The organism is Streptomyces sp. NPDC028308 (assembly GCF_055565855.1).
The window spans coordinates 416558-438785 of record NZ_JBVHTO010000006.1; the positions used below are offsets into that span (position 1 = coordinate 416558).

The 22228-nt window shown below is 71.7% G+C and carries 19 protein-coding genes; 4 read left to right on the top strand and 15 right to left on the bottom strand.

Annotated elements, in window-relative coordinates; all coding sequences use genetic code 11:
- The first annotated feature begins 113 nt into the window (after positions 1-113).
- On the top strand, positions 114-1175 hold the full coding sequence (locus tag ACZ4VA_RS16380; protein WP_468081763.1) for an ABC-2 transporter permease: 1062 nt from the start codon (positions 114-116) through the stop codon (positions 1173-1175).
- Positions 1176-1288: 113 nt separating this feature from the next.
- On the opposite strand, the gene ACZ4VA_RS16385 is transcribed toward ACZ4VA_RS16380, so the two are convergent.
- From ACZ4VA_RS16385 to ACZ4VA_RS16435, 11 genes are all read right to left on the bottom strand, one after another.
- The gene (locus ACZ4VA_RS16385) at positions 1289-2371 is read right to left on the bottom strand and encodes a S1 family peptidase (protein ID WP_355791672.1); all 1083 of its coding nucleotides are present in this window, start codon (positions 2369-2371) and stop codon (positions 1289-1291) included.
- Between the two features lie 277 nt (positions 2372-2648).
- Positions 2649-3587: a slipin family protein gene (locus ACZ4VA_RS16390; protein ID WP_388906472.1), complete on the bottom strand. Its 939-nt coding sequence runs from the start codon at positions 3585-3587 to the stop codon at positions 2649-2651.
- Positions 3588-3755: 168 nt separating this feature from the next.
- Positions 3756-4661 (bottom strand): S1 family peptidase, encoded by a 906-nt coding sequence (locus ACZ4VA_RS16395; RefSeq protein WP_356173392.1) that lies wholly within the window; start codon positions 4659-4661, stop codon positions 3756-3758.
- A gap of 237 nt (positions 4662-4898) precedes the next feature.
- Positions 4899-5681, bottom strand: coding sequence for a DUF1684 domain-containing protein (locus tag ACZ4VA_RS16400; RefSeq protein WP_355793060.1), 783 nt, complete (start codon positions 5679-5681; stop codon positions 4899-4901).
- Positions 5682-5685: 4 nt separating this feature from the next.
- Entirely contained in the window at positions 5686-6996 is a 1311-nt protein-coding gene (locus tag ACZ4VA_RS16405) for an NtaA/DmoA family FMN-dependent monooxygenase (RefSeq protein WP_355793062.1), read from the bottom strand.
- Positions 6993-8072, bottom strand: a complete 1080-nt coding sequence (locus tag ACZ4VA_RS16410) for an LLM class flavin-dependent oxidoreductase (RefSeq protein ID WP_356173388.1) — start codon at positions 8070-8072, stop codon at positions 6993-6995. Before ACZ4VA_RS16410 ends, ACZ4VA_RS16405 begins: the two co-directional genes overlap by 4 nt.
- A 102-nt stretch (positions 8073-8174) precedes the next feature.
- The gene (locus tag ACZ4VA_RS16415) at positions 8175-9146 is read right to left on the bottom strand and encodes an ABC transporter substrate-binding protein (RefSeq protein ID WP_468081767.1); all 972 of its coding nucleotides are present in this window, start codon (positions 9144-9146) and stop codon (positions 8175-8177) included.
- A 53-nt stretch (positions 9147-9199) separates the two neighbouring features.
- Complete coding sequence (locus ACZ4VA_RS16420) at positions 9200-9952, bottom strand: amino acid ABC transporter ATP-binding protein (protein WP_355782462.1); 753 nt, start codon at positions 9950-9952, stop codon at positions 9200-9202.
- 35 nt (positions 9953-9987) lie between these two features.
- On the bottom strand, positions 9988-10878 hold the full coding sequence (locus ACZ4VA_RS16425) for an amino acid ABC transporter permease (protein ID WP_355782451.1): 891 nt from the start codon (positions 10876-10878) through the stop codon (positions 9988-9990).
- A gap of 269 nt (positions 10879-11147) precedes the next feature.
- Positions 11148-12923: an FAD/NAD(P)-binding protein gene (locus tag ACZ4VA_RS16430; RefSeq protein WP_468081770.1), complete on the bottom strand. Its 1776-nt coding sequence runs from the start codon at positions 12921-12923 to the stop codon at positions 11148-11150.
- On the bottom strand, positions 12920-13765 hold the full coding sequence (locus ACZ4VA_RS16435; protein ID WP_356173376.1) for an amino acid ABC transporter permease: 846 nt from the start codon (positions 13763-13765) through the stop codon (positions 12920-12922). The genes ACZ4VA_RS16430 and ACZ4VA_RS16435 overlap by 4 nt, the downstream gene beginning before the upstream one ends.
- A gap of 507 nt (positions 13766-14272) precedes the next feature.
- On the opposite strand from ACZ4VA_RS16435, the gene ACZ4VA_RS16440 reads away from it, so the two are divergent.
- The gene (locus ACZ4VA_RS16440) at positions 14273-15235 is read left to right on the top strand and encodes an ABC transporter substrate-binding protein (protein WP_355782442.1); all 963 of its coding nucleotides are present in this window, start codon (positions 14273-14275) and stop codon (positions 15233-15235) included.
- A gap of 69 nt (positions 15236-15304) precedes the next feature.
- Here ACZ4VA_RS16440 and ACZ4VA_RS16445 read toward each other — a convergent pair whose 3' ends face one another.
- Entirely contained in the window at positions 15305-16504 is a 1200-nt protein-coding gene (locus ACZ4VA_RS16445) for a DUF5685 family protein (RefSeq protein ID WP_388906418.1), read from the bottom strand.
- 290 nt (positions 16505-16794) lie between these two features.
- Here ACZ4VA_RS16445 and ACZ4VA_RS16450 point away from each other — a divergent pair, with 290 nt between their 5' ends.
- Positions 16795-17232 carry a cell division protein SepF gene (locus ACZ4VA_RS16450; RefSeq protein WP_355793185.1) on the top strand — a complete coding sequence of 146 codons (438 nt, stop codon included), beginning with the start codon at positions 16795-16797 and terminating at the stop codon, positions 17230-17232.
- A gap of 53 nt (positions 17233-17285) precedes the next feature.
- On the opposite strand, the gene ACZ4VA_RS16455 is transcribed toward ACZ4VA_RS16450, so the two are convergent.
- Together ACZ4VA_RS16455 and ACZ4VA_RS16460 are read right to left on the bottom strand one after the other, a co-directional pair.
- Positions 17286-18476: an acyl-CoA dehydrogenase family protein gene (locus tag ACZ4VA_RS16455; RefSeq protein ID WP_355793187.1), complete on the bottom strand. Its 1191-nt coding sequence runs from the start codon at positions 18474-18476 to the stop codon at positions 17286-17288.
- A gap of 120 nt (positions 18477-18596) precedes the next feature.
- Entirely contained in the window at positions 18597-20222 is a 1626-nt protein-coding gene (locus ACZ4VA_RS16460) for an MFS transporter (RefSeq protein ID WP_468081774.1), read from the bottom strand.
- Positions 20223-20721: 499 nt separating this feature from the next.
- Between ACZ4VA_RS16460 and ACZ4VA_RS16465 the strand changes: the two genes are divergently transcribed.
- Positions 20722-21744 carry a phosphatase PAP2 family protein gene (locus ACZ4VA_RS16465; RefSeq protein ID WP_356173365.1) on the top strand — a complete coding sequence of 341 codons (1023 nt, stop codon included), beginning with the start codon at positions 20722-20724 and terminating at the stop codon, positions 21742-21744.
- 132 nt (positions 21745-21876) lie between these two features.
- On the opposite strand, the gene ACZ4VA_RS16470 is transcribed toward ACZ4VA_RS16465, so the two are convergent.
- Positions 21877-22095 carry an I78 family peptidase inhibitor gene (locus ACZ4VA_RS16470; protein ID WP_356173362.1) on the bottom strand — a complete coding sequence of 73 codons (219 nt, stop codon included), beginning with the start codon at positions 22093-22095 and terminating at the stop codon, positions 21877-21879.
- Positions 22096-22228 lie beyond the last annotated feature (133 nt).

Sequence of the window (22228 nt, forward strand, 5' to 3'; positions counted from 1 at the left end):
ATTAGTTCCCAACTGCCTCACCACCACCATAGACCAATTTTCGAACAAGCGTGCTACATCCGTTCGGACCCGTCCCACCTGCGCAAACACCGTGCGCCCCGGAGCGTGAGGGCATGACGCAGAGAGCCGGAGCCGACGCGCCGCGTACGTCCTTTCTCGACGAGGTGAGGGACGCGGTCACCCCGCGGGCCACACTCCTGGTCATCGGTGTGATCGCCCTCCAGCTGCTCTTCATCGCCTCCTACGTGGGAGCGCTGCACGACCCGAAGCCCAAGGACGTGCCCTTCGGGGTCGTCGCACCGCAGGGGGCGGCCGAGCAGGCCGTCGACCGGCTGCGGCAGCTTCCGGGCGAGCCGCTGGATCCCCGGACGGTCGAGGACGCGGCCGAGGCCCGCCGACAGATCCTGAACCGCGACATCGACGGCGCCCTGGTCGTCGACCCGTCCGGCACCACCGACACCCTGCTGGTCGCCTCCGGCGGCGGGAGCGCCCTCGCCAACACCCTGGGGGCGCTCACCACCTCCCTGGAGAGGGGCGAGCGGCGCGACCTCAGGGTCGTCGATCTGGCGCCCGCCTCGGACCAGGACTTCGACGGGCTCTCGTCCTTCTACCTGGTCGTCGGCTGGTGCGTCGGCGGCTACCTCTCGGCGTCGATCCTGGCGATCAGCTCGGGCGCGCGGCCGGCCAACACGCGCCGCGCGACGATCCGGCTCGTCGTGATGGCCCTCATCGCGATCGTCGGCGGGCTCGGCGGCGCGGTCATCATCGGGCCGGTCCTCGGCGCCCTGCCGGGCAGTGTCTGGGCCCTGTGGGGTCTGGGCGCCCTGACCACCTTCGCGGTCGGCGCCGCCACGCTCGCCCTCCAGGGCGTCTTCGGGATCGTCGGCATCGGGCTCGCCATCCTGCTGATCGTGATCGCGGGCAACCCGAGCGCGGGCGGGGCCTTCCCGCTGCCCATGCTGCCGCCCTTCTGGAAGGCGATCGGACCGGCCCTGCCGCCCGGCGCCGGCACCTGGGCGGCCCGCTCGATCGCCTACTTCAAGGGCAACGACGTGACCGTCTCCCTGCTGGTGCTCTCGGCCTGGGCGGTGGTGGGCAGCGCGGTGACCCTGCTGGCCGCGGCCCTGCGCAGGAAGCACCACGCACCGGGGGAAGCCTCTCCCCGACCTGTCTAGGCCTTCGGCGAGCGCGGCTCTGGACGGGCGCCGACGACCGGACACGCGAAACGCCGAGGTCCCGCCCCCACAACCGGTGGGGGCGGGACCTCCGGACGGACGGTGCCGAGCCGTCAGCCGATCTGGGCGCCGAACACCGAGAGGGCCTCGGTGACCGGCTGGAAGAAGGTCTCGCCGCCCGAGGTGCAGTCACCGCTGCCGCCCGAGGTGAGGCCGATCGCGGTGTCGCCCGAGAAGAGCGAGCCGCCGCTGTCGCCGGGCTCGGCGCAGACGTCGGTCTGGATGAGGCCGTTGACGATGTCGCCGTTGCCGTAGTTCACGGTGGCGTCCAGGCCGGTGACCGTGCCGTCGTGCACCTGGGTCGTGGAGCCGCTGCGGGTCACCTTCTGGCCCACGGTGGCGTCGCCCGCCTTGGTGATGGCCTGCGCGGAGCCGTTGTAGAGGTCCACCTCGCTCGGGTGGGCGACGTCCGCGGTGTACTTCACCAGACCGAAGTCGTTGTCCGGGAAGCCGGACTGCTCGTTGGTGCCGATCTGGTTGCCGGCGGAGTCCGACCAGGTCGAGATCGACTCCGTGCAGTGCCCGGCGGTGATGAAGTACGGCCGGCCGTCCTTGACCACGTTGAAGCCGAGCGAGCAGCGTCCGCCGCCTCCGGTGATCGCGTCGCCGCCGGCGATGAAGGGTTTGAACTCCCCCTTCGTGCGCTGCAGTTCGGCCTTTCCGCCGAGTCCGTCGACGACCTCGGACAGCTTGGCCCACTCGGCCGCGGAGACCGTGCGGTCCGCGGTGACTACGACCTTGTTGGTGGCCGGGTCGGTGGCCCACGAGGTGCCGGGGATGCTCGCGTCCTGCTTCAGCGTCGTACGGGCGCCCTTCAGCTCGGCGAGGGAGTTCTCGACGACTCTGGCCTTCGCGCCGGCCGCCCGCGCGGCCTTCGCCGCGCTCTCGTCGAGCACGTTGACGACGAGGTGCTCGCCCTTCGCGTCGTAATACGTTCCCGCCGCGTCGGCGCCCAGGTCCTTGCCGAGGACCGAGGCGAGCTTTCCGGCCGCCGCGACCGAGAGCGTCCGCGGCTCGGACGACTTCGCGGTCTCGCTCGCGTTCGCAGTCTGGAAGGTGACTCCCGCGGTGACCAGTGCGGCGATGCCCGCACCTGCCACGGCGGCGCGCCGCCCGGATATGCGTCGGTGCTTCAACTGACGTCCTCCTGTGGGGGGTCGGTCGAGGAGGTTGTGGGGACCTCCGGGACCGGAAGGCGTACGGACATGAACCCGGCACACCGTAAAAAGCCGCGTTCATGCCAACGGTGCGGCGCCCACTATTCCGACGTCGGCGGGGCGCACACAAGGTCGACTTCCGGACGCGCCTACGCCAACGGTCGTGCGCCCTCTACGTCCTGACCGGCCGTGATCGGCCCCATGGATTCGCACTGCAAACACTGCGTGCGAGCACCGCCTGTGCAGCCTGTGAGGACTAGTCCTGTCCGGATATCGCCCCTGAACCGTCCGGCTTCTCGCGGGCCTCGACGAGCGGACGTTGCTCCCGCACCGGTTGCGGAGCGACCTCGGACGCCGGCGGCTCCGCGGGCTCCCGGGCCTCCGCGGGCGGCTGCGGCACGGCCGGCGCGGGCTGCTGCGCGGGCTGCTGCGCACCCGTCTGGGCGCGTTCGAGGAAGCGCAGGAGTTCGACGGGGAAGGGCAGGACGAGGGTGGAGTTCTTCTCGGCGGCGACGGCCACCACGGTCTGCAGGAGGCGCAGTTGGAGGGCGGCGGGCTGCTCGGACATGACACCGGCGGCCTCCGCGAGTTTCTTGGACGCCTGGAGTTCGGCGTCGGCGTTGATGATGCGGGCGCGGCGTTCGCGGTCGGCCTCGGCCTGGCGGGCCATGGAGCGTTTCATGGTCTCGGGCAGGGAGACGTCCTTGATCTCGACGCGGTCGATCTGCACGCCCCAGCCGATGGAGGGGCTGTCGATCATCAACTCCAGTCCCTGGTTGAGCTTTTCGCGGTTGGAGAGCAGGTCGTCCAGGTCGCTCTTGCCGATGATGGAGCGCAGGGAGGTCTGGGCCATCTGGGAGACCGCGAAGCGGTAGTCCTCGACCTGGACGACCGCGTCGGCGGCGTCGACGACCTTGAAGTAGATGACGGCGTCCACCCGGACCGTGACGTTGTCCCGGGTGATGCCGTCCTGCGCGGGCACCGGCATCGTGACGATCTGCATGTTCACCTTGCGAAGCCGGTCCACGAACGGAACGATCAGCGTGAACCCGGGCCCGCGCACCCCGGGCCTGAGCCGGCCGAGGCGCAGCACCACACCGCGTTCGTACTGCTTGACGACACGGGCCGCCGCCATCACGTAGACCGCTCCCACGGACGCGACGGACACTCCCGCGGCCACCAGTTCCTCGACCATCACGGCCCCCCAGGGTCCGGTGTGGGCGCATCAGGCATGTAGCTCGACGGTAACCCCGCCGCCGGGCAAGGGCGAGCCCCCGCACGCCGGTTGCGTGCGGGGGCTCTCCTGTGGCCGCGGGAGCGACCGTCGCGGTGGGGCGCGCCGGTCTCCGTGACGTGGGCCGGTCTAGTAGACGTGGACCCCGTAGGCGCTCAGGGCCTCGGTGACCGGCTGGAAGAAGGTCGTACCGCCGGAGGAGCAGTTGCCGCTGCCGCCGGAGGTCAGACCGTAGGCGGTGGTGCCGCCGTACAGCGGGCCGCCGGAGTCGCCGGGCTCGGCGCAGACCGTGGTCTGGATCATGCCGTAGACGACGTCGCCGCCGCCGTAGTTGACCGTCGCGTTGAGCGCGGTGACCCGGCCGCTGTGCGTGCCGGTCGTGGAGCCGCGGCGGTAGACGGTGGTGCCGACGGACGGGGTGGCGGCGCTGGTGATGTCCTGGCTGCCCACCGCGCCGGACTTGGTGCCGGTGTAGCTGGTGGAGTACCGGACGATGCCGTAGTCGTTCGTCGGGAAGCTGGAGCCCGCGGTCGAGCCGAGCGTGGTGGTGTGCCCGGAGTTCGACCACCAGGTGCCCGCGCCGTCGGTGCAGTGACCGGCGGTCAGGAAGTAGTAGTTCCCGCTGTTGTCCTGGACGTTGAAGCCCAGCGAGCAGCGCCAGCTACTCGCATAGATGGCGTCGCCGCCGGAGATCAGCTTGTTGAACTTGCCCGGGGTGCGCTTGATGGTGAGGGCGTCGGCGTTGCTGCCGGCGTCCCGCTTGATCTGCGCGATCTCGGCCTTCGACACCGTGCTGTCGACGGTGACGACGACGCGGTTGGTCTTCTGGTCGACAGCCCAGGCGGTGCCCGCGATGTCGGATTGGAGCACCGACTTGTTCACCTTGCTCAGCTGGGTGGCGCTGAAGGTGTGCACGTCGGACGCGCTCGCGTTGGGGACCGCGAACGATGCGGCGGCCACGAGTCCGGTGCTCACGGCGATCAGCCGAGTCCGTCTCGATATGCCGCTACGGGGGGTGGTGCGCTTGATCCTCACGTGTCGTTCCTCCGAAGGGAAGTCGGGGGCCCGCGTGGGGTCGGGGCCCGTGAGGCGCAGCCAGGGTTCTGTCCGGATTCCGAACAAGACGTGCCCCTGACAAGCGCTGAGGGGGAGTATTCGGCCGCACGGCCGACCGGCGCAAGGGCGCCTTTCGGCCGTGCAGCGTTCAACTTGCGCTCATCCCACGGGTGTTGATCACGGACCCTCCCTCGGTCCGCCGTCTCCCGGGCGGGTTCAGAGCAGCCTGCGCTCCCCCGCCTCGACCGCCGCGTGCAGCGTGTTCCCGGGCGGCGGGAAGGGGCAGATGAAGTGGTCCGCGAAGGCGCACGGGGGCAGCAGCGAACGGTTGAAGTCCACCGTCGTGGAGCCCTCGGCGTCGGGCGCCGCCGGGCGCAGGAAGCGGAAGCGGTAGCTGCTGTTCCCGCTGGTGGTGTCGGCGAAGACGGCCCAGAGCGAACCGTCGTCCTCCACCGACACCTGGAGGGTCAGGTCCTGCCCGTCGAGGGTGAAGGCGAGCACCCCGCCGAGCCCCAGACCGCGGGAACGCCCGTCCACGTTCTCGACCCGTACGGTGCGGCTCTCTCCGTACGGCGTGAAGTGTCCCGGCACCGACCAGCGCGCGTCGTACGGGGTGGCGTCGATGCCCTGGAAGGCCCGCCGCGCGGGGGCCGCCGGGTCGAAGTCGCGTACCCCCCAGACGCCTTCGCGGACCAGGACGACGAGGCGGCGCTCCCCGTACCCGACCCGGGCCGAGTCGGCCGGTCCCGAGTCGGCGACCAGCCGGACCTCCCCGGCGAAGGGCTCGCCGTCGAGGGTCAGACCGTCGTCGTCCCCTGCCGTCAGCACGACCGCGTCGCCCTCGGCGGCCCATCGCCCGGGGATGTCCGGAAGTCGACCCTCCGGATAGTCCTCCAGCCAGTGCGTGCCCGTGAGGGAGAGCGGGCCGTAGGGCGCGGCCACCGTCTCGGTGCGCTGCTCGTGCCAGTGCTTCCAGTCCTGGGATGCGTCCGTCGTCATGTGATCAACCTTTCCATACCGGATCCGGCAACCCGAGGTGCGAGCGCAGCGTCGTCCCGCCGTATTCCGTGCGGAACGCCCCCCGCTCCTGGAGCAGCGGGACCACCCGGTCCACGAACTCGTCGAGCCCGCCCGGCGTGAGATGCGGGACGAGGATGAAGCCGTCGGCGGCGTCGGTCTGCACGAACTCGTCCAGATCGGCGGCGACCGCCTCCGGGGTGCCGATGAAGGACTGCCGGCCGGTCGCCTCGATCACGGTCTCCCGGATGGACAGCCCCTTCTGACGCGACAGGGAGCGCCATCTCGCCGCGATGGCGAAGGGGTCGCCGAGCCGGGTCCTGCCCTGGGTGAGCCCGGAGTCCGGCACCGGGTCGATGTCGGGCAGCGGCCCGTCCGGGTCGTACGAGGACAGGTCGACGCCCCAGATCTGCTCCAGCGCGAGGATCGCGTTCTGCGGGGAGACCTGAAGGCGGCGGATCTCGGCCGCCTTCTCCTGGGCCTCGGCCGCCGTGTCGCCGAGTACGACCGTGACGCCGGGCATGATCTTCAGGTCCTCGGGGGCGCGCCCGTACCCCGCGAGCCGCCCCTTCACGTCGGCGTAGAACGCGCGGCCGGCCTCCAGCGTGCCGTGCCGGGTGAAGATGACGTCGGCGGCCGAGGCGGCGAACTCGCGTCCCTCCGGCGAGTCCCCGGCCTGGATGACGACGGGGTGCCCCTGCGGGGAGCGCGGGACGGTGAACTCACCCGCGATGTCGAAGTGCCGGCCCCGGTGGGCGAACGGGCGCGGCACGCCGTCCGGGGTCCAGGAGTCCCACAGCTCCCGTGCCGTCGCGACGAACTCGGCGGCCCGCGTGTACCGCTCGGCCCGGTCGAGGTAGCCGCCGCGCCGGAAGTTCTCGCCGGTGAACGCGTCGGAGGAGGTGACCACGTTCCAGGCCGCCCGGCCGCCGCTCAGGTGGTCCAGCGTGGCGAGCCTGCGGGCGAGTTCGTACGGCTCGTTGAAGGTGGCGTTGACCGTCGCGGCGAGTCCGAGCCGCTCGGTGACGCCGGCGAGGGCGTTCAGGACGGTGAGGGACTCGGGGCGGCCCACGACGTCGAGATCGTGGACGCGCCCCTTGTGCTCACGCAGCCGCAGCCCCTCGGCGAGGAAGAAGAAGTCGAACAGGCCGCGTTCGGCGGTGCGTGCGAGGTGTTCGAAGGAGCTGAAGTCGATCTGCGACCTCGACCGCGGATCGGCCCACACCGTCGTGTTGTTGACGCCCGGGAAGTGGGCGGCCAGGTGGATCTGTCTGCGCGCGGACGGACGGACGGTCATGACGCTCCCCCTGCCACGGCGTACTGGTTGGCGGGCCGCGCGAGGCCCAGGTGCTCCCTGAGCGTGCTGCCCGGATAGAAGGTGCGGAACAGGCCGCGGTGCTGGAGCAGCGCGACCGTGCCGTTCACGAGCCGCTCCAGGTCCCGGCGCGGCTCGACGGGCGTGAGGTGGAAGCCGTCGGCGGCCCCGGCCCCGTGCCAGTCGGCGATCAGCTCGGCGAGGTCCACGGGTCCGCCGCGGTACAGCGGGCCCTGGGCACTCGGCCGGGGTCCCCCGCCGCCGTGGCCCCGGTCCGCCGCGTGCTCGCCGTCCCCGAGGTCGACGACCAGGCCGGCGAGGACGCGCAGCGTGTCGGGGTCGCGTCCGGACCGTGCCGCCGCGTCCCGCAGTTCGGCGCGTACGGCACGGGCCTGGGCGGCGTCCACGGCCCGCACGAGCGCCACGTCGGCGTGGCGTGCCGCGACCCGCCGGGCGTGGCCCTCGGTGGCGTCGACGACCCGGACGGGGTGGCCCTGCGGGGGCCGCGGCACGATCGAGGGGCCCTTCACCGAGAAGGAGGTCCCCCGGAAGTCGACGTAGTGCAGCTTGTCCCGGTCGATGAAGCGGCCGGTCGCCTCGTCGCGTATCTCGGCGTCGTCCTCCCAGCTGTCCCAGAGCCGGGCGGCCACGTCGGCGACCTCGGCGGCCTCCTGCCACAGCGCCTCGGCGGGTGCTGCGTGGCGGCGCCCGAACAGCCGGGCCTCGCCCTCGGTCGTCGACACGTCGATCCGCCAGCCCGCCCGGCCGCGGCTGACCCAGTCGAGGGTCGCCACCGCCGCCTGGACGTGGAAGGGCTCGGTGTGCGTGGTCGTCACCGTCGGCACCAGGCCGATACGGGTCGTGGCGGGCGCGACGCGGGACAGGACGGAGAGCGCGTCGGGCCCGGGGCGCGCGAAGGTGTCGCCGAGCGTCACGAAGTCGAGGGCACCGCGCTCCGCGAGCCGGGCCAGTTCCACCGGGGGGCCGGCGTCGTAGGCCGCCTCCTGGTCGATGGCGGCGGCCAGGTGCAGGAGCCCCCGGCCGTTCGGTGCGGTCATGGGTCGAGCCTTTCCGGTGGGGGGACAGCCGGCCGCCGTGGCGGCCGGCTGAGGGGTGAGGGGACCGGCGGCCGCGCGGGGTGCGCGGCCGCCGGGGCGGGCTCAGGTCTTCGGGAGACCGGGCGGGTTGATCTCGGACTTCTTCACGGCCTCGCTGCTCAGTCCCCAGCGCTTGAGGACCTTGGCGTAGGAGCCGTTCTCGATGACGTGGTCGAGGGCCGCCGCGTAGGCGTCGACGAGGCCGCTGTCCTTCTTGGTGGTGGCGGCGATCTTGCCCTGGAGCTTGTCCCCGGCTCCGGAGAGCGTGCCGACGATCTCGCTCTGGCCGGCGGAGGCCACGTGGTACGCGGCGGACGGGCTGGGGCCGAGATAGGCGTCGATACGGCCCGACTGGAGCGCCAGGTAGTAGTCCGTGTCCTTCTGGAAGTACTTGATGGAGACCGGCTCACGTCCGGCCTTCTCGTTCTGTCTGCTCCAGTCGACGAGGATCTTCTCCTGGTTGGTCCCCGAGGACACGGCGATGGTCTTGCCCGCCACGTCCTCGGGCTTGTCGACCCGCCAGGACGTCCCCTTCTTCGCCTCGAACGCGATGTTGTCGAGGCGGTAGGTGGCGAAGTCGTACTTCTCCTTGCGCTCCTCGGTGACGGTCACGTTGGAGAAGACGGCGTCGAACTTGCCGCTGTCGAGGCCGACGAAGAGGTTCTCCCAGGAGACCTCGTCGTTGTCGAGCTTCAGGCCGAGGGTGTCGGCGACCAGGGTCGCGAGGTCGATCTCGGAGCCGATGCGGGTCTTGTCGTCGGTCGCGTAGAAGCCGAGCGGCGGCGAGGCGTCGGCGCTCTGGCCCAGCTTCAGCGTGCCGCGCTCACGGATCGCCGCCGGTACGAGCGCGGCGATGCTGTCGACCTTCTCGCCGCGGACACGGTGCTGGTCCGGGCCGATGTTGATGTCGCCGACCTTCTTGGTACCGGAGGCGCCCGTCCCGGTCGCCGCGTCGCTGTCACCGCCGCAGGCGCTGAGCAGCGGCGCGGCGACGAGCGCGGCGAGGGAGGCGGCGAGGACGCGTCGGGACAGCATGGTGGAACTCCTCATGGATGTGGGTGACTTGGTGGTGAGAGAGGTCAGGACGGTCAGAGGACCTTGGAGAGGAACGCGCGGGTGCGTTCGTGCCGCGGGTGGTCCAGTACGTCGCCGGGGGTGCCCTGTTCGACGATGCGGCCGTCGTCCATGAAGACGACGGTGTCGGCGACCTCCCGGGCGAAGCCGATCTCGTGGGTGACGACGATCATCGTGGTGCCCTGGTGGGCCAGGTCCTTGATGACGTCGAGCACCTCGCCGACCAGTTCGGGGTCGAGGGCCGAGGTCGGCTCGTCGAAGAGCAGCAGCCTCGGTTCCAGGGCGAGCGCGCGGGCGATGGCGACACGCTGCTGCTGGCCGCCCGAGAGCTGCTTCGGGTAGGCGTCGGCCTTGTCGGCGAGGCCGACGCGGTCGAGCAGGGCGCGCGCGGTCTCGACGACGGCCCGGCGCGGGCGCTTCAGCGCGGACACCGGGGCCTCGACGATGTTGTCCAGCACGGTGAGGTGCGGGAAGAGGTTGAAGTTCTGGAAGACGAAGCCGATCCGGGTGCGCTGCCGCAGGATCTCGCGTTCGCGCAGCTCGTACAGCTTGTCGCCGGAGCGCCGGTAGCCGACGAGTGTGCCGTCGACGCTGATCCAGCCCTGGTCGACCTTCTCCAGGTGGTTGATGGTGCGCAGCAGGGTCGACTTGCCGGAACCGGAGGGGCCGAGGATCACGGTGACCTCTCCCGCCCGTACCGCGAGGTCGACGCCCTTGAGCACCTCCAGCGAACCGAAGCTCTTGTGGACGGACTTGATGTCGACCATGGCGGTGGCCGTGCCGGCGGGTCCGGTGGGCGCGCTCATCGGGCGGTTCCCTTCGCGAAGTGGCGTTCGACGTAGTGCTGGAGGACGGAGAGCGCGGTGGTCAGGAGGATGTACCAGGCGGTGGCGACCATGAGCAGGGGGACGACGCGGCCGTTGCGCCCGTAGATCACCTGGACCTGGTAGAAGAGCTCACCGATCGCCATGACCGAGACGATCGAGGTGCCCTTGAAGAGGGAGATCACCTCGTTGGCGGCGTTCGGCAGGATCGAGCGCATCGCCTGCGGCAGGACGATCCGCCGGATCTGCCGGATCCTCGGGATGCCGAGGGCGGCCGCCGCCTCCAACTGGCCGCCGTCCACGGCGAGTACGCCGCCCCGGACGATCTCGGCCGCGTACGCCGCCTGGTGCAGGGCGAGTCCGAGCACGGCCGCGCTCATCGCGCCGACCAGGCCCATCGTGTCGAAGGAGAAGAACCCGGGCCCGAACGGGATGCCGAACTGCAGCTCCTTGTAGAGGTAGGCCAGGTTGAACCAGAAGAGCAGCTGCACGATCAGCGGGATGGAGCGGAACGCCCAGATGTAGGCGAACGCCACCGCCTTGAGGAACGGGCTGGCCGACAACCGCATGAAGGCGAGCACGATGCCGAGCGCGAACCCGAGGGCCGTGCCGTAGAAGGTCAGCTGGAGGGTGACCCAGACGGCCTTGAGGATCACGTCGGCCGTGAAGAACTCGGCGAACACCTCCCATTCCCAGCCGGAGTTGGTGGCCAGCCCGTGCGCGAACTGCGCGAGCAGGACGGCCGTCACGACGACGGCCGCCCAGCGCCAGGGGTGGCGGACGGGCACGACCTTGAGCGCGCCGAGGTCCTCCGGTTCGACGGCCGGCGCGGCGAGCGGTGATCGGGGTGGATCGCTGGTCAGAGACATGGGTTCCTCGGGCGGGGTGGGAAGCGGACGAAGGGCGTCGGGCGGGGCGGAGTCGGCGGTACATCGGAGCGGCGCCCGGTGGCGGTGCGCCGCGCCCTCGCGGTGGCCGAGCGGACGGGTTTGCCCGGCCACGGGTGGGCGGACGGACCGGCCCGCGACGAGCGCGGAGGGTGGGCCCTGGCCGGGGCGGGGCTGACGGACGGCACCCCCGGTCGGAGGCGGCGCGACCGGATCCGCCCGTCGGGGCGCGGTGGAGCGCGGCGGTGCCGTCAGGCGGCGATGCGACAGGAGAGCGCGCGCAGGAACGCCAGCGCGGCGCGGGCGGCGGCGTCGTTCTGCCGGAAGGCGGGGCCGCCGGTGCGCGGCCGGGTGAAGGCGCCCGAACCGCGGGCGTCGGTGTGCGGACCTAGCGCGAAGCGCCGGGGGTGCGGGGAGCCCGAGCGGTCCAGGATCCGCCCGTCGGCGGGGTCGACGGCGAGCAGCCCCTCGGGGGTCGCGGCGGCCCCCTCGGCGTACAGCTCGCGCAGCAGGGAGTCGCTGGTGCGCTCGACCGTGGGGTGCGGCAGCCGCGCCTCGACCAGTGCGCGGGCCTCGGTCACCGCGCCCGGCACCGTGGCACTGCGCGCCCGGAAGAGCCCGTCCTCGGCGGTGACGGTCATGTCCGCGCCGACGAACCTCAGGACGCCGGCCCGGGACAGCGCGAGCAGCTGGCGGAGCCGGGGCCCGGGCGGGCCGGACGCCAGGTAGCTGAAGAAGCCGTGCCACCAGGAGCCGATGTCGCCGAGCCGCACCAGCTGTCCGTAGACGGAGAGCAGCCCGAGGAAGACGGCCAGATCCGGGCTGTGCGACGGGTCGTGACGTCGCGTCAGATCGCGTTCGACGTAGGCGCGCACCCCGTGCTGGAGTTCCTCCGGGGAGGAGTACCGCACCCCGTCGAGCGGGCGGTCGAGAGCGGCGAGGTCCAGCCGGTCGGCGGGGTCGGGCACAGCGGACGCCACCAGCGCCTGGATCTCGGCGGCGTCCCCGGCCGCGTACTTCTCCTCGAAGTCCGTCCAGGCGACCCTGGTCCGCTCGGGGTGGGCCGTGAAGAGCCGGTGGTAGTGGGCGAACCCCAGCTCCTTCTCGACCAGGGGCCACACGTCGCGGTGGAAGTCGAACCCGCCCGGGCGGGCGAGCAGCGCGTCGATCTCGGCGGGGCCCAGGAACCGCGGCAGCGGCGGGCGTTCACCCTCCCAGTCGTACCCGATCTTCGAGTGGTAGGGGACGCCGCGCCGGGAGCCCACGTACAGGACCGGCTCACGCCCGGAGGGGACGTACTCCCCCTGTTCGTGGCGGCCGCCGCGCCCCTCGGTGAGGAGCACGACCAGGTCGACGAAGGCCAGCCCGAAGCCGCGCACGAGGACCGGCTCGCCGGGCGCGAGGGCGGACAGGTCGCTGTCGGCGGTGAATTCCGGGGGCAGGTGGACGAGCCCGTGCGCGTCGGCGTACGCGCTCAACGCCCGCTGTTCCGACTCGGGTTCGGCGTCCAGGTGACCGAGCGTCAGGACGACGACGTCGGCCGCGAGGGGCTCGGCGCGGCCCTCCAGCCACACCCGCTGCCGGCCCTCGCGGGGACCGTCGACGCGCAGCGCGCGCCGGGCGTGGTGGTGGACGGTGATGCCGGACGGCAGGGCGGCCACCGTCCGCTCGAACACCCAGCGCAGGTACGCGCCCTGCCGCTGCCGGTCCGCGAAGACGCGCCCGTCGATGCCGGCCCACTCGTGCAGGGTGGGACCCTCACGGACGGGGCCCGCCATGGCGACGCTCTCGTCGGTGAACATGGTGACGTCCTGGGCCTGCGAGTTCATCCAGAGCAGCGGTGACTGCTCCTCGCGCCAGATGCGTCCGCCGCCCGGCGGGTAGGGGTCGACCAGATGGATGTCGAGGCCGGAACCGGCGTACAGCTCGGGCGCGTTGGCGGCGATCCGCTCCAGCAGTCCGGTTCCCCTCGGGCCGGCGCCGACGATGACGAGGGAGGGCCGGTCCGCGGTTGGCAGGGCGCTCATCGGCTGCGCTCCGATCCGCGGGCGTAGTGCTTCTCGACGTAGTGCTGGCCGACGCCGAGCACCGAGGTGACGATGACGTACCAGAGGGTGGCGACCATCAGGAGCGGCATCACCTGGTAGGTGCGGTGGTAGACCAACTGGACGGAGTAGAGCAGGTCCTGGACGGCGATGACGCTGACGATGGACGTGCCCTTGAGGGTGCCGATCAGCATGTTCCCGGCCGGCGGCACGATGGCGCGCATGGCCTGCGGCAGCACGATCCGCCACCAGCGTCGCCACCGGCCGAGCCCGAGCGCCTCGGCGGCCTCGATCTGTCCGCGGTCGACGGAGAGGATGCCGCCGCGCACCACCTCGGCGGCGTAGGCGGCCTCGTGGAGGGTGAGGCCGACGATCGCGACGGTGACCGGACCGAGCAGGTCGACCGTCCGCACGCCGAGGATCCGCGGGTACAGCGCGCCGATGTTGAACCAGAACAGCAGCTGCACCAGGATCGGCATCGACCGGAAGAGCCAGACGTAGCCCCAACTCACCGACCTGAGAACGGGGTTGGCGGACAGCCGGCCCGCGGCGAGCAGTGCGCCCAGCGCGAAGCCTAGGACCATCACGAGCGCGGTCAGCCAGAGCGTGAGCCACAGGCCCCGCAGCACGGAGGCCGAGGTGAAGTAGTCGCCCACGACGTCCCACTGGAACGCCTCGTTGCGGACGACGGAGTTGACGGCGAGCCCGAGCAGGACCAGGACGACGACGGCGGCCGACCACTGGCCGGGACGGCGGCGCGGGACGATGCGCAAGGGCGACGCTTCGTGCGGCGGGGCCGTCTTGAGGAGGGTGTCGGAGGACATGCGAAGGCTCCGTGATGCGTCGGATCGAACACGGGTGATGCCTTCACACAGGTCACACGGGGCGCCGCGAAGGCGCCGCACGGCCGAGCCCCTCAGCAGGGCCGTCCGCCGAGAGTACGGGGGCGTTTCCCCCCGCTGTCAAGGCTGTCCACACTGTGAGCCGTGCGTCTCAGGGCAGTTGACGCGGAAACGGATGCCTGTTCCACTTGGCCCCATGCATCCGCAGCAGTGGCTGGTCACGCGCTCCCACATCGACTTCGGTCGAGTGTGGTCCTCTTCCTGTTGAGCTGACCGCCCGGCACCCCTTCCGACGGGTGCCTCCCTGCGTTTCCCCGGCGCCTGAGCGCCGTTCGCCCACGCCTTCACACGCGTACCCCGGCGCTCCCCTCGCGCCAGCTCTCCGCACCACCGCAGCCGTGCCCTCCGCCGCCTTCCCGCGAGCGGGGCGAGTCCGCCTGCCCGCCCACGCGCCCTCCGGCTTCCGCCTGTTCAGGAGACCCGTACGCCATGAGTACGCCCTCGCGGCCCCGCCGCCGCCATTTCGTCCCCTTCGCCCTGATCACCTCCGCGGCCCTGCTGCTCACGGCGTGCGGCGGTTCCCGCGATCCGGCGGGCGCCGCCGCCGGCGGTGACGCCGAGGCCGCGGCCGACAAGGACGGGATCCCGGTGAAGGACGTCGTCTCCTCGGTCCGCGAGGACCCGGCCGCCGCCGGCCTGCTGCCGCCCGGCGTGCACAGCCTCACCGTCGCGGTCAGCGTCTCCGGTCAGCCGCCGGGCACCTCCTACCTGGCCGACGGCAAGACCCTGGCCGGGCAGGACGTCGACTTCGCGGACGCGGTCGCAAGGACGCTCGGTATCGAGCTGAAGCACGAGGCCGCGAGTTTCGAGGCGATCCTGCCGGCCCTGGACAGCGGCAAGTACGACTTCGGGGTGGGCAACTTCGGGGTGACCGACGAACGCCGCCGGACGATCGACTTCGTGACCTACGTCAACGACGGCCAGGGCTTCGCCACCCGCAAGGACAGCAAGCTGGCCAAGGTGACCGACCTGAAGCAGCTGTGCGGACTGAACGTCGCGACGGGTGCCGGGACGACCTTCGAGGCGACGCTGGAGCAGAACAAGAAGGTGTGCACGGACGCGGGTGAGAAGGCGTACAAGGTGCAGACCTACAGCGAGCAGGGCGCGGTCTGGTCCTCGCTCCAGCAGGGCCGCAGCGACATCGTGATGAGCACGATCAACGGACTGCGCTACGCGGTCGCCCATCAGGAGGGCGTGAAGTTCCTCAACGAGTTCCACCGGCTCGACGTCGGCTTCGCCTTCGACAAGGGCACGAAGCTGGCGCCCGCGTTCCAGGCCGCCGTCAACAAGCTCATCGCCGACGGGACCTACCGGAAGATCCTCGGCAAGTGGGGGACGACCGGCTCGGGCATCGAGAAGTCGCAGATCTCGCCGCCCGAGATCAAGGACTGAGATCCGGGGCCGGTCCGGGCGGCCCGCGGGGCCCGGGGCCGCCTTCCCTGAGCCCCGGACCCCGCGCGCTCAGCAGTCGCAGCAGGAGCAGCACTCACAGCATTCGCAGCAGTCGCACCCGTCGCAGCAGTCGCAGTTGTTGCACCATCCCTCGCGCCGCTGCCGTGACCACGGTCCCTCGTACTCGTCGGCGCAGCACACCTTGCAGGTGCAGCACAGGCCGATCGCCGCGGCACACCCCGCCCAGAGGCCGCGCCTGCCCGGTCCCGGCGGCCGGAGCGAGGGCCCGCCGCCGAAGGGGTTGCCGGTGCCGTACGGATTCCGCGTGTCGGGTCCGTGCGGTGCTCCCTGCTGCGGCGGCGGTCCGAACGCGCCGTCCGCCCCGCCGGGGTGCCCGTCCCCGTGCCCGCACCCGGCCGTGCCGAAGGCGCGGTCCACCGAGCGCTCCAGCTCGTGCGCGAGCAGCACGTGCGCCAGCCGCCCGTCGGCGAACTCCACCTCGCGCAGGGCGAGCCGGATGCCGTGCAGCGCGTCGTCGGCGAGACGCCGCGCCTCGGTGAGCGGTGTGCCGGTGGCCGTCAGGGGGTTCCAGGCGCCCGAGGCGGCGTCGGCCTCCCGGTCCTCGACGGCGTCCAGCAGGTGCGCGAGCCGTCCGAAGAGGCGCCCGGCCTCGGCGAGGGGCGCCGCGTTGCCCGGGCGTCCGGCGAGGACGGCGGTGTGCGCGAAGGCCGCGGCGGTCGCGGTCTCGGTGGGCTCGGTGACCGCCAGGAGCGGGGTGCCGGGGCCGGCGAGCGCCTCGACACCGGCCTGCCGGTCCACGGCGTCGAGGAGGACGGCGGTGTCGAAGCCGACGGCCGAACCGGTGCGCGTCCCGGCCCTGTCCCAGCCGGCGGCGACCCGGCGTGCGGCGAGGGCGACCGGCCTGCGGGCCAAGAGGCCGTCACCGTCCGTGACATGGTCGCGGACCTTGGCGGCGGCCAGGACCAGCGAGACGGCGGCCGCGAGCCGCGCGCCCTCGCCCTGCGCGACGGACGCCGTCCGCATCCCGCGGAGCGGACAGGGCCCCGCGGTGCGCCTGCCGGCGGTGGCGCCGCCGGCCTGAGCTTCCGTCAGAACGGATATCAGCAGCCCGTCATAATTGGTGACGATCCTCGCGAACTGACCGTGGTCACCGCGCAGCGCGAGACAGAGTCCGCACAAATGCGCCATCCACTGCGTCTTCAGACCCTCCGTCAGGCGATGCCTGCAGGGCCGGACGATTCCGAACACGACACTCCCCCGTGTCTCGTACGACGTTGAGCTGCGGCATCGTATCGACCCCTCCGTTCACCCGTACGCACCTCTCGTCACCCGTACGCCGTGAAGAATCATATTTCACTCCTAGTCAGCAGCCGTTTACATCACGACCCTTGGGAAACGCGGGCTCTCGACGGATTCGCTGTGCACCAGTACCGTCACGAAACCCCCGCGCGGCGTCTATCCACTTGGCGCGACATCCGCATCATGGACGACCATGGGGATGCGGAAAGCAAGAAAGACCGCTGTGAGAGGAGGCGTCCATGGGATCGGTGCGCAAGGCGAGTGCCTGGCTTGGCCTCGTCGACGACAACGATGACGAGCGTTACTACGACGACGACTACGCCGAAGGACAGGAGTCCGGCGATGCCTGGGTCACCGACCCGCGCGTGAAGGTCGCTTCCGAGACGGCCGAGGAGAAGGGCCGCCGGATCGGCACGGTGACCCCCGACAGCTTCCGGGACGCACGCGGCATCGGCGAGCTCTTCCGGGACGGTGTCCCGGTCATCATGAACCTCACGTCCATGGAGCCCGCCGACGCCAAGCGCGTGGTGGACTTCGCGGCCGGCCTGACCTTCGGCCTGCGCGGCACGATCGAGCGGGTCGCCAACCGTGTCTTCCTGCTGACTCCCGCCCACACGGAGATCGTCAGCGGCGAGGCCGCGGGCCGTCCGGCGGACGGCTTCTTCAACCAGAGCTGAGGCAGGGCCGCTCACCGGCCCCGCCTTCCGGTGCACCGGTCACGGGGACCGTGTCACCGGAAGGCGTCGAGTCCGGTGAGCGCCTTGCCCAGCACGAGCTGGTGCATCTCGACGGTGCCCTCGTAGGTGAGCACCGACTCCAGGTTCGTGGCGTGCCGCATGACCGGGTACTCCAGCGAGATCCCGTTGGCGCCGAGGATCGTGCGCGCGGTGCGGCAGATCTCGATCGCCTCCCGGACGTTGTTCAGCTTGCCGAAGCTCACCTGCTCGGGACGCAGCCGTCCGGCGTCCATGCGCCGCCCCAGGTGATGGGCGAGCAGAATCCCCTTGTGCAGTTCGAGCGCCATGTCGGCGAGCTTGGCCTGGGTGAGCTGGAAGCCCCCGATGGGCCGTCCGAACTGCTCACGCGTCTTCGCGTAGGCGAGCGCGGACTCGAAACTGGCCCGCGCGGCGCCCATCGAGCCCCACACGATTCCGTAGCGCGCGTGCGAGAGGCAGCTGAGCGGCCCCTTCAGCCCGGTGACCTCGGGCAGTACCGCGTCGGCGGGCAGCCGTACGTCGTCCAGGACCAGCTCGCTGGTGACCGAGGCCCGCAGCGACCACTTGTGCTTGATCTCGGGTGCCGAGAAGCCGGGTGCGTCGGTGGGCACGACGAACCCGCGGATCCCGTCGTCGGTCCGCGCCCATACGACGGCGACCCCGGCGACCGACCCGTTGGTGATCCACATCTTGCGCCCGTTGAGCACCCAGTCCCCGCCGTCGCGCTTGGCGTGGGTCCGCATGCCGGCCGGGTCGGAGCCGTGGTCGGGTTCGGTGAGCCCGAAGCACCCGATGACCTCGCCCGAGGCCATCGACGGCAGCCAGCGCTGCTTCTGCTCCTCGGACCCGAAGCGGTGGATCGCGTACATCGCGAGGGAACCCTGCACGGAGACGAGCGAGCGGATACCGGAGTCCGCGGCCTCCAGCTCCAGGCAGGCGAGCCCGTACTGCACGGCGGTGGCCCCGGCGCACCCGTACCCCTGGAGGGACATCCCGAGCGCCCCGATCCCGCCGAGTTCCCGGGCCAGCTCGCGGATGCCCGGCAACTCGCCCTTCTCGTACCACTCGGCGACGTGCGGCAGCACGCGGTCCGCCGCCCAGGTCCGCACGGTGTCGCGGACCGCCAGATCCTCCGCGTCCAGCAGATCGTCGATGCCCAGCGGGTCGGCGGGGTCGAAGGACGGCGACTTCGAGGACGCGGACATGGCAGAACCTCCGGCACGCGAAAACTAGCGGTGTTAGTTACGGCTGCGGAGCCGACGTTACGAGGCAGTGTCCCGCAAGTCCAGAGCCACCCGACCCCGGGCGGCCTCCCGCAAGGCGGCCTACGCGGAGACGCGCGACTCCCGTGCGGTACGGGAATCGGCGGCCTCCCTGGGCGAGGGCACCTCGGCCGGGCCCGCGACCGGGGCCCCGCACTCCATGACCCGGGGCAGCCGCAGCGCCATGACGGCCCCGAGCAGCAGCAGCCCCGCGCTCACCAGCAGGGTCATGTGGAGCCCGTGCACGAAGGAGTCGCGCGCCGCGTGCCGCAGGGCCTCGCCCGTGGGACCGCCGAGCCGCGCCGCGACCTCGTACGCCTCGCCCAGCGAGTGGCCCGCCGCGGCGGAGTCGGCGGCCGGGACACCCGGCACGGACGAGAGCCCCGGGGTGTAGGCGGCGTTCATCACGCTGCCCAGCAGGGCGATACCGATACCGGCGCCCAGCTGGTACGAGGTCTCGCCGATCGCGGCGGCCCCGCCGGCCTGCGCGGGCGGCGCCTCGCTGAGCATGGACTCGTAGGCGCCGAAGAGCGTGGTCTCCAGGCCGAAGCCGAGCAGCACGAAGCCGAAGAGCAGCAGTCCGGGGTTGTCGTGCCCGCCCATCGCGGTGAGGGTGACCACCGCGGCCGCCGTGACGCAGAAGCCGACGCAGACCATCGTGCGCGGCCCGAACCGGCGCAGCATGTTGGCGCCGAACAGTCCCGCCGCCATCGCGGCGACGGTGAGCGGCAGCAGCCGCAGCCCGGTCTCCAGCGGAGAGAGGTCCAGCACGAGCTGGAGGTACTGGGCGGCGATCAGCTCCAGACCGACCAGCGCGAGCATGGCGAGGACGATGCAGCCGACCGAGGTGCTGAACGCGGGCCTCTTGAACATCCGCAGGTCGACCAGTGGCTGCTCGCGGCGCCGCTGCCGGCGTACGAAGGCGGCCAGCAGGACGCCGCCCACCAGCAGGGGCAGCAGCGTGACCGGGCTCAGGGGCGGCTCGCCGCCGCCGAGCCGCTTCACCCCGAAGACGACGCCGAAGAGACCGGCGGCGGCCATCAGGGCGCCGACGACGTCCCAGGGGCCGTTGCGGTCGCCGGTCGACTCGGGCAGCAGCCAGCGGCCGACCGGCAGGCTGACCAGCATCAGCGGGATGTTGACCAGGAAGACGGAGCCCCACCAGAAGTGCTCCAGGAGGAAGCCGCCGAGCAGCGGCCCGACGGCCGCGCCGACGGCGGCGACCGCGCTCCAGATGCCGATGGCGAGCGCCCGCTCGCGGCGGTCGGGGAAGACCTGGCGCAGGATCGACAGCGTCGCGGGCATGATCATCGCCCCGCCGACGCCGAGCAGCGCGCGGGCCGCGATCAGTATCTGCGCGGTGTCCGCGAAGGCCGCTAGGGCCGAGGCGACGCCGAAGAGGGCGTAACCGAGGAGCAGGATGCGTCTGCGCCCGACGCGGTCACCCAGCGTGCCGAAGAGGATGAGCAGCGAGGCGCAGACGAGTGGGTAGACGTCGACGATCCAGAGCAGTTCGATCCCACCGGGCCTGAGGTCCTCGGTGACGGCCGGCACCGCGACGTGCAGCACGGTCGCGTCGACGGCGACGAGCAGCAGGCTGACGCACAGCACCACGAGGACGACCCAGCGGTTGGCACCGGCCCCGGTCTCCCGACGGCGACGCGCAGCGGCCGTGGTCGTCCCGGACATGTACGTACCTCCCAGATGTTCCCTCGCCTCGGCGGAAACCGCGGGGTGGGGACTCCCTGCGGCTGCGGCGCGGAAGGAGCGGCTCCCGGGCCCACGCAACGAAAGGCGAGTGAACGGTCAGCGTACGCGAGTTCCGCCGGGTGTCACGTGGTGGACCTCTCACGTTCTCGCGGGCCCGGTGTGGCGTGCGCCACGCTCCGGGGCGCCGTTCTCCGAGGTCAGCGACGCACGGTGCCGGTCCGGTCACTCCTCGGGTCGTGAGCGGGCGGGGACCCTCGGTGAGCGTCCGGCCAATTCCGCCCCGACGCGCGGTGAACGAATTCATAAGAGCCAAATAACGACGACACGGAATGATCAAAGGAATTGAAGGCCGAACCCGCGCACGAATAGCGAAACCACAGAAACAATTCGCCCGCTGAGAGCAATCCCACATCACATCGTCATCACAAAGCCGGTGTATCGGGGAGGAGCACAGCTCACTCGCTGTAACGTCGATTGAGTGCGTACCGAACGAAACCTCACCCGTCTGGAGCGGGTCTTCGCCCGGCTGGACCGTGAGCCGGAACGGCCGGCCCACATCCCCGTACCGAGGATGAGCCGGCACAGGGTCGTGCTCCTCGCCGCGACCCTGGCCTTCTACGTGGCCATCGTGTGGGCCGTCGCGATCACCTCGTGGCTGGTCCGCTTCGACTGGCAGGTCATGTTCTTCCGCCCGTACCAGCAGTGGCCGGAGATCCACGCGTTCCTCGACTACTACGTGGTGCTAGGGCAGCGCGGCCCCACCGCCGTGATGGTCTGCGCCTGGCTCGGCTGGCGCTCCTGGCGGCAGCACACCCTGCGCCCGCTGCTCACGCTGGGCGCCTCGCTGCTCCTGTTGAACATCACGGTGGGCGCCGCGAAGATCGGCATGGGCCGCCTCGGACCGCACTACGCCATCACCATCGGCTCGAACGAGATGGGGCTCGGCGGCGACATATTTCCTTCGGGACACACCGCGAACGCCGTGGTGACCTGGGGCATCCTCGCCTATCTGGCGTCGACCCCGCGGGCCAGGCGCTGGCTGTCCGCCTTGTCGGCGGTCACCTCGCTCGGCGTCGGCCTCACCACCGTCTACCTCGGTACGCACTGGCTGAGCGACGTGCTCCTGGGCTGGGCCGCGGGTCTGCTGATCCTGCTGGCGCTGCCCTGGTTCGAGCCGCTGATCGCCCGCGCCGAGGACTGGATCTTCGCGCTGCGCGACGCCTGGCGCAGCCGTCGCGGCGGCACCGCCCCAGTCCCGGCCGCCTCGCCGGTCGGCGCGCCGGTCATGGTCACGCAGCCCGCCGCCGACGAGGGCCAGACCCTCGCCCGCGAGACCGCCCCGACCCGGCCGCCCCGGGCGCCCGCCCACCTGGCCCCCGGTCCGCACACCGCGCGCTCGGAACGCACCCCGGTCACCCCGGTCGGCAGCCGCAGGCCGCCGCACTCGGACCGCGCGCCGCGCACCACCGGCACCTCGGCCCGCCCCGTCACGGGCGGCTGAGCCAAGAACCGCGGGGCCGGTACGCACACCCCTCCCCGCACGACGAAGGCCCCCGGTACCTGACGAGCCGGGGGCCTTCGTCGTGCCGCGTGCCGTGCCGGGGCCGTCCGGGCCGTGCCCGGGGCGGTGCCCTCAGCCCTTCCAGCAGCGGGTGACCGTGCCGTCGGCGACCTCGAAGTTCAGCCGCCCCACGCGGTACTCCATGGTGATGATCGAGCCCGGGGGCAGCGAGCGCACCGTGGTCCAGCCGCGCTCGCGGGCGCGGTCCTCGGCGCTGTTCGCCTCCAGTCCGACGTAGCTGTCCGGGCTGTCGTCGGGCTCTGCGGGCGGGGTCGTGGGAATGGGTGCCATGCACGCCACGTTAGGCGGCGCCTCGCGGCCGGGGAAGCCCGGATCGGCCACCATGCGTCACACGTCCCCCCACGGTCACACTTCTGTCACAGGATCACGACACGCGTTTCGGCCTAACCGCGTCACACGTTCG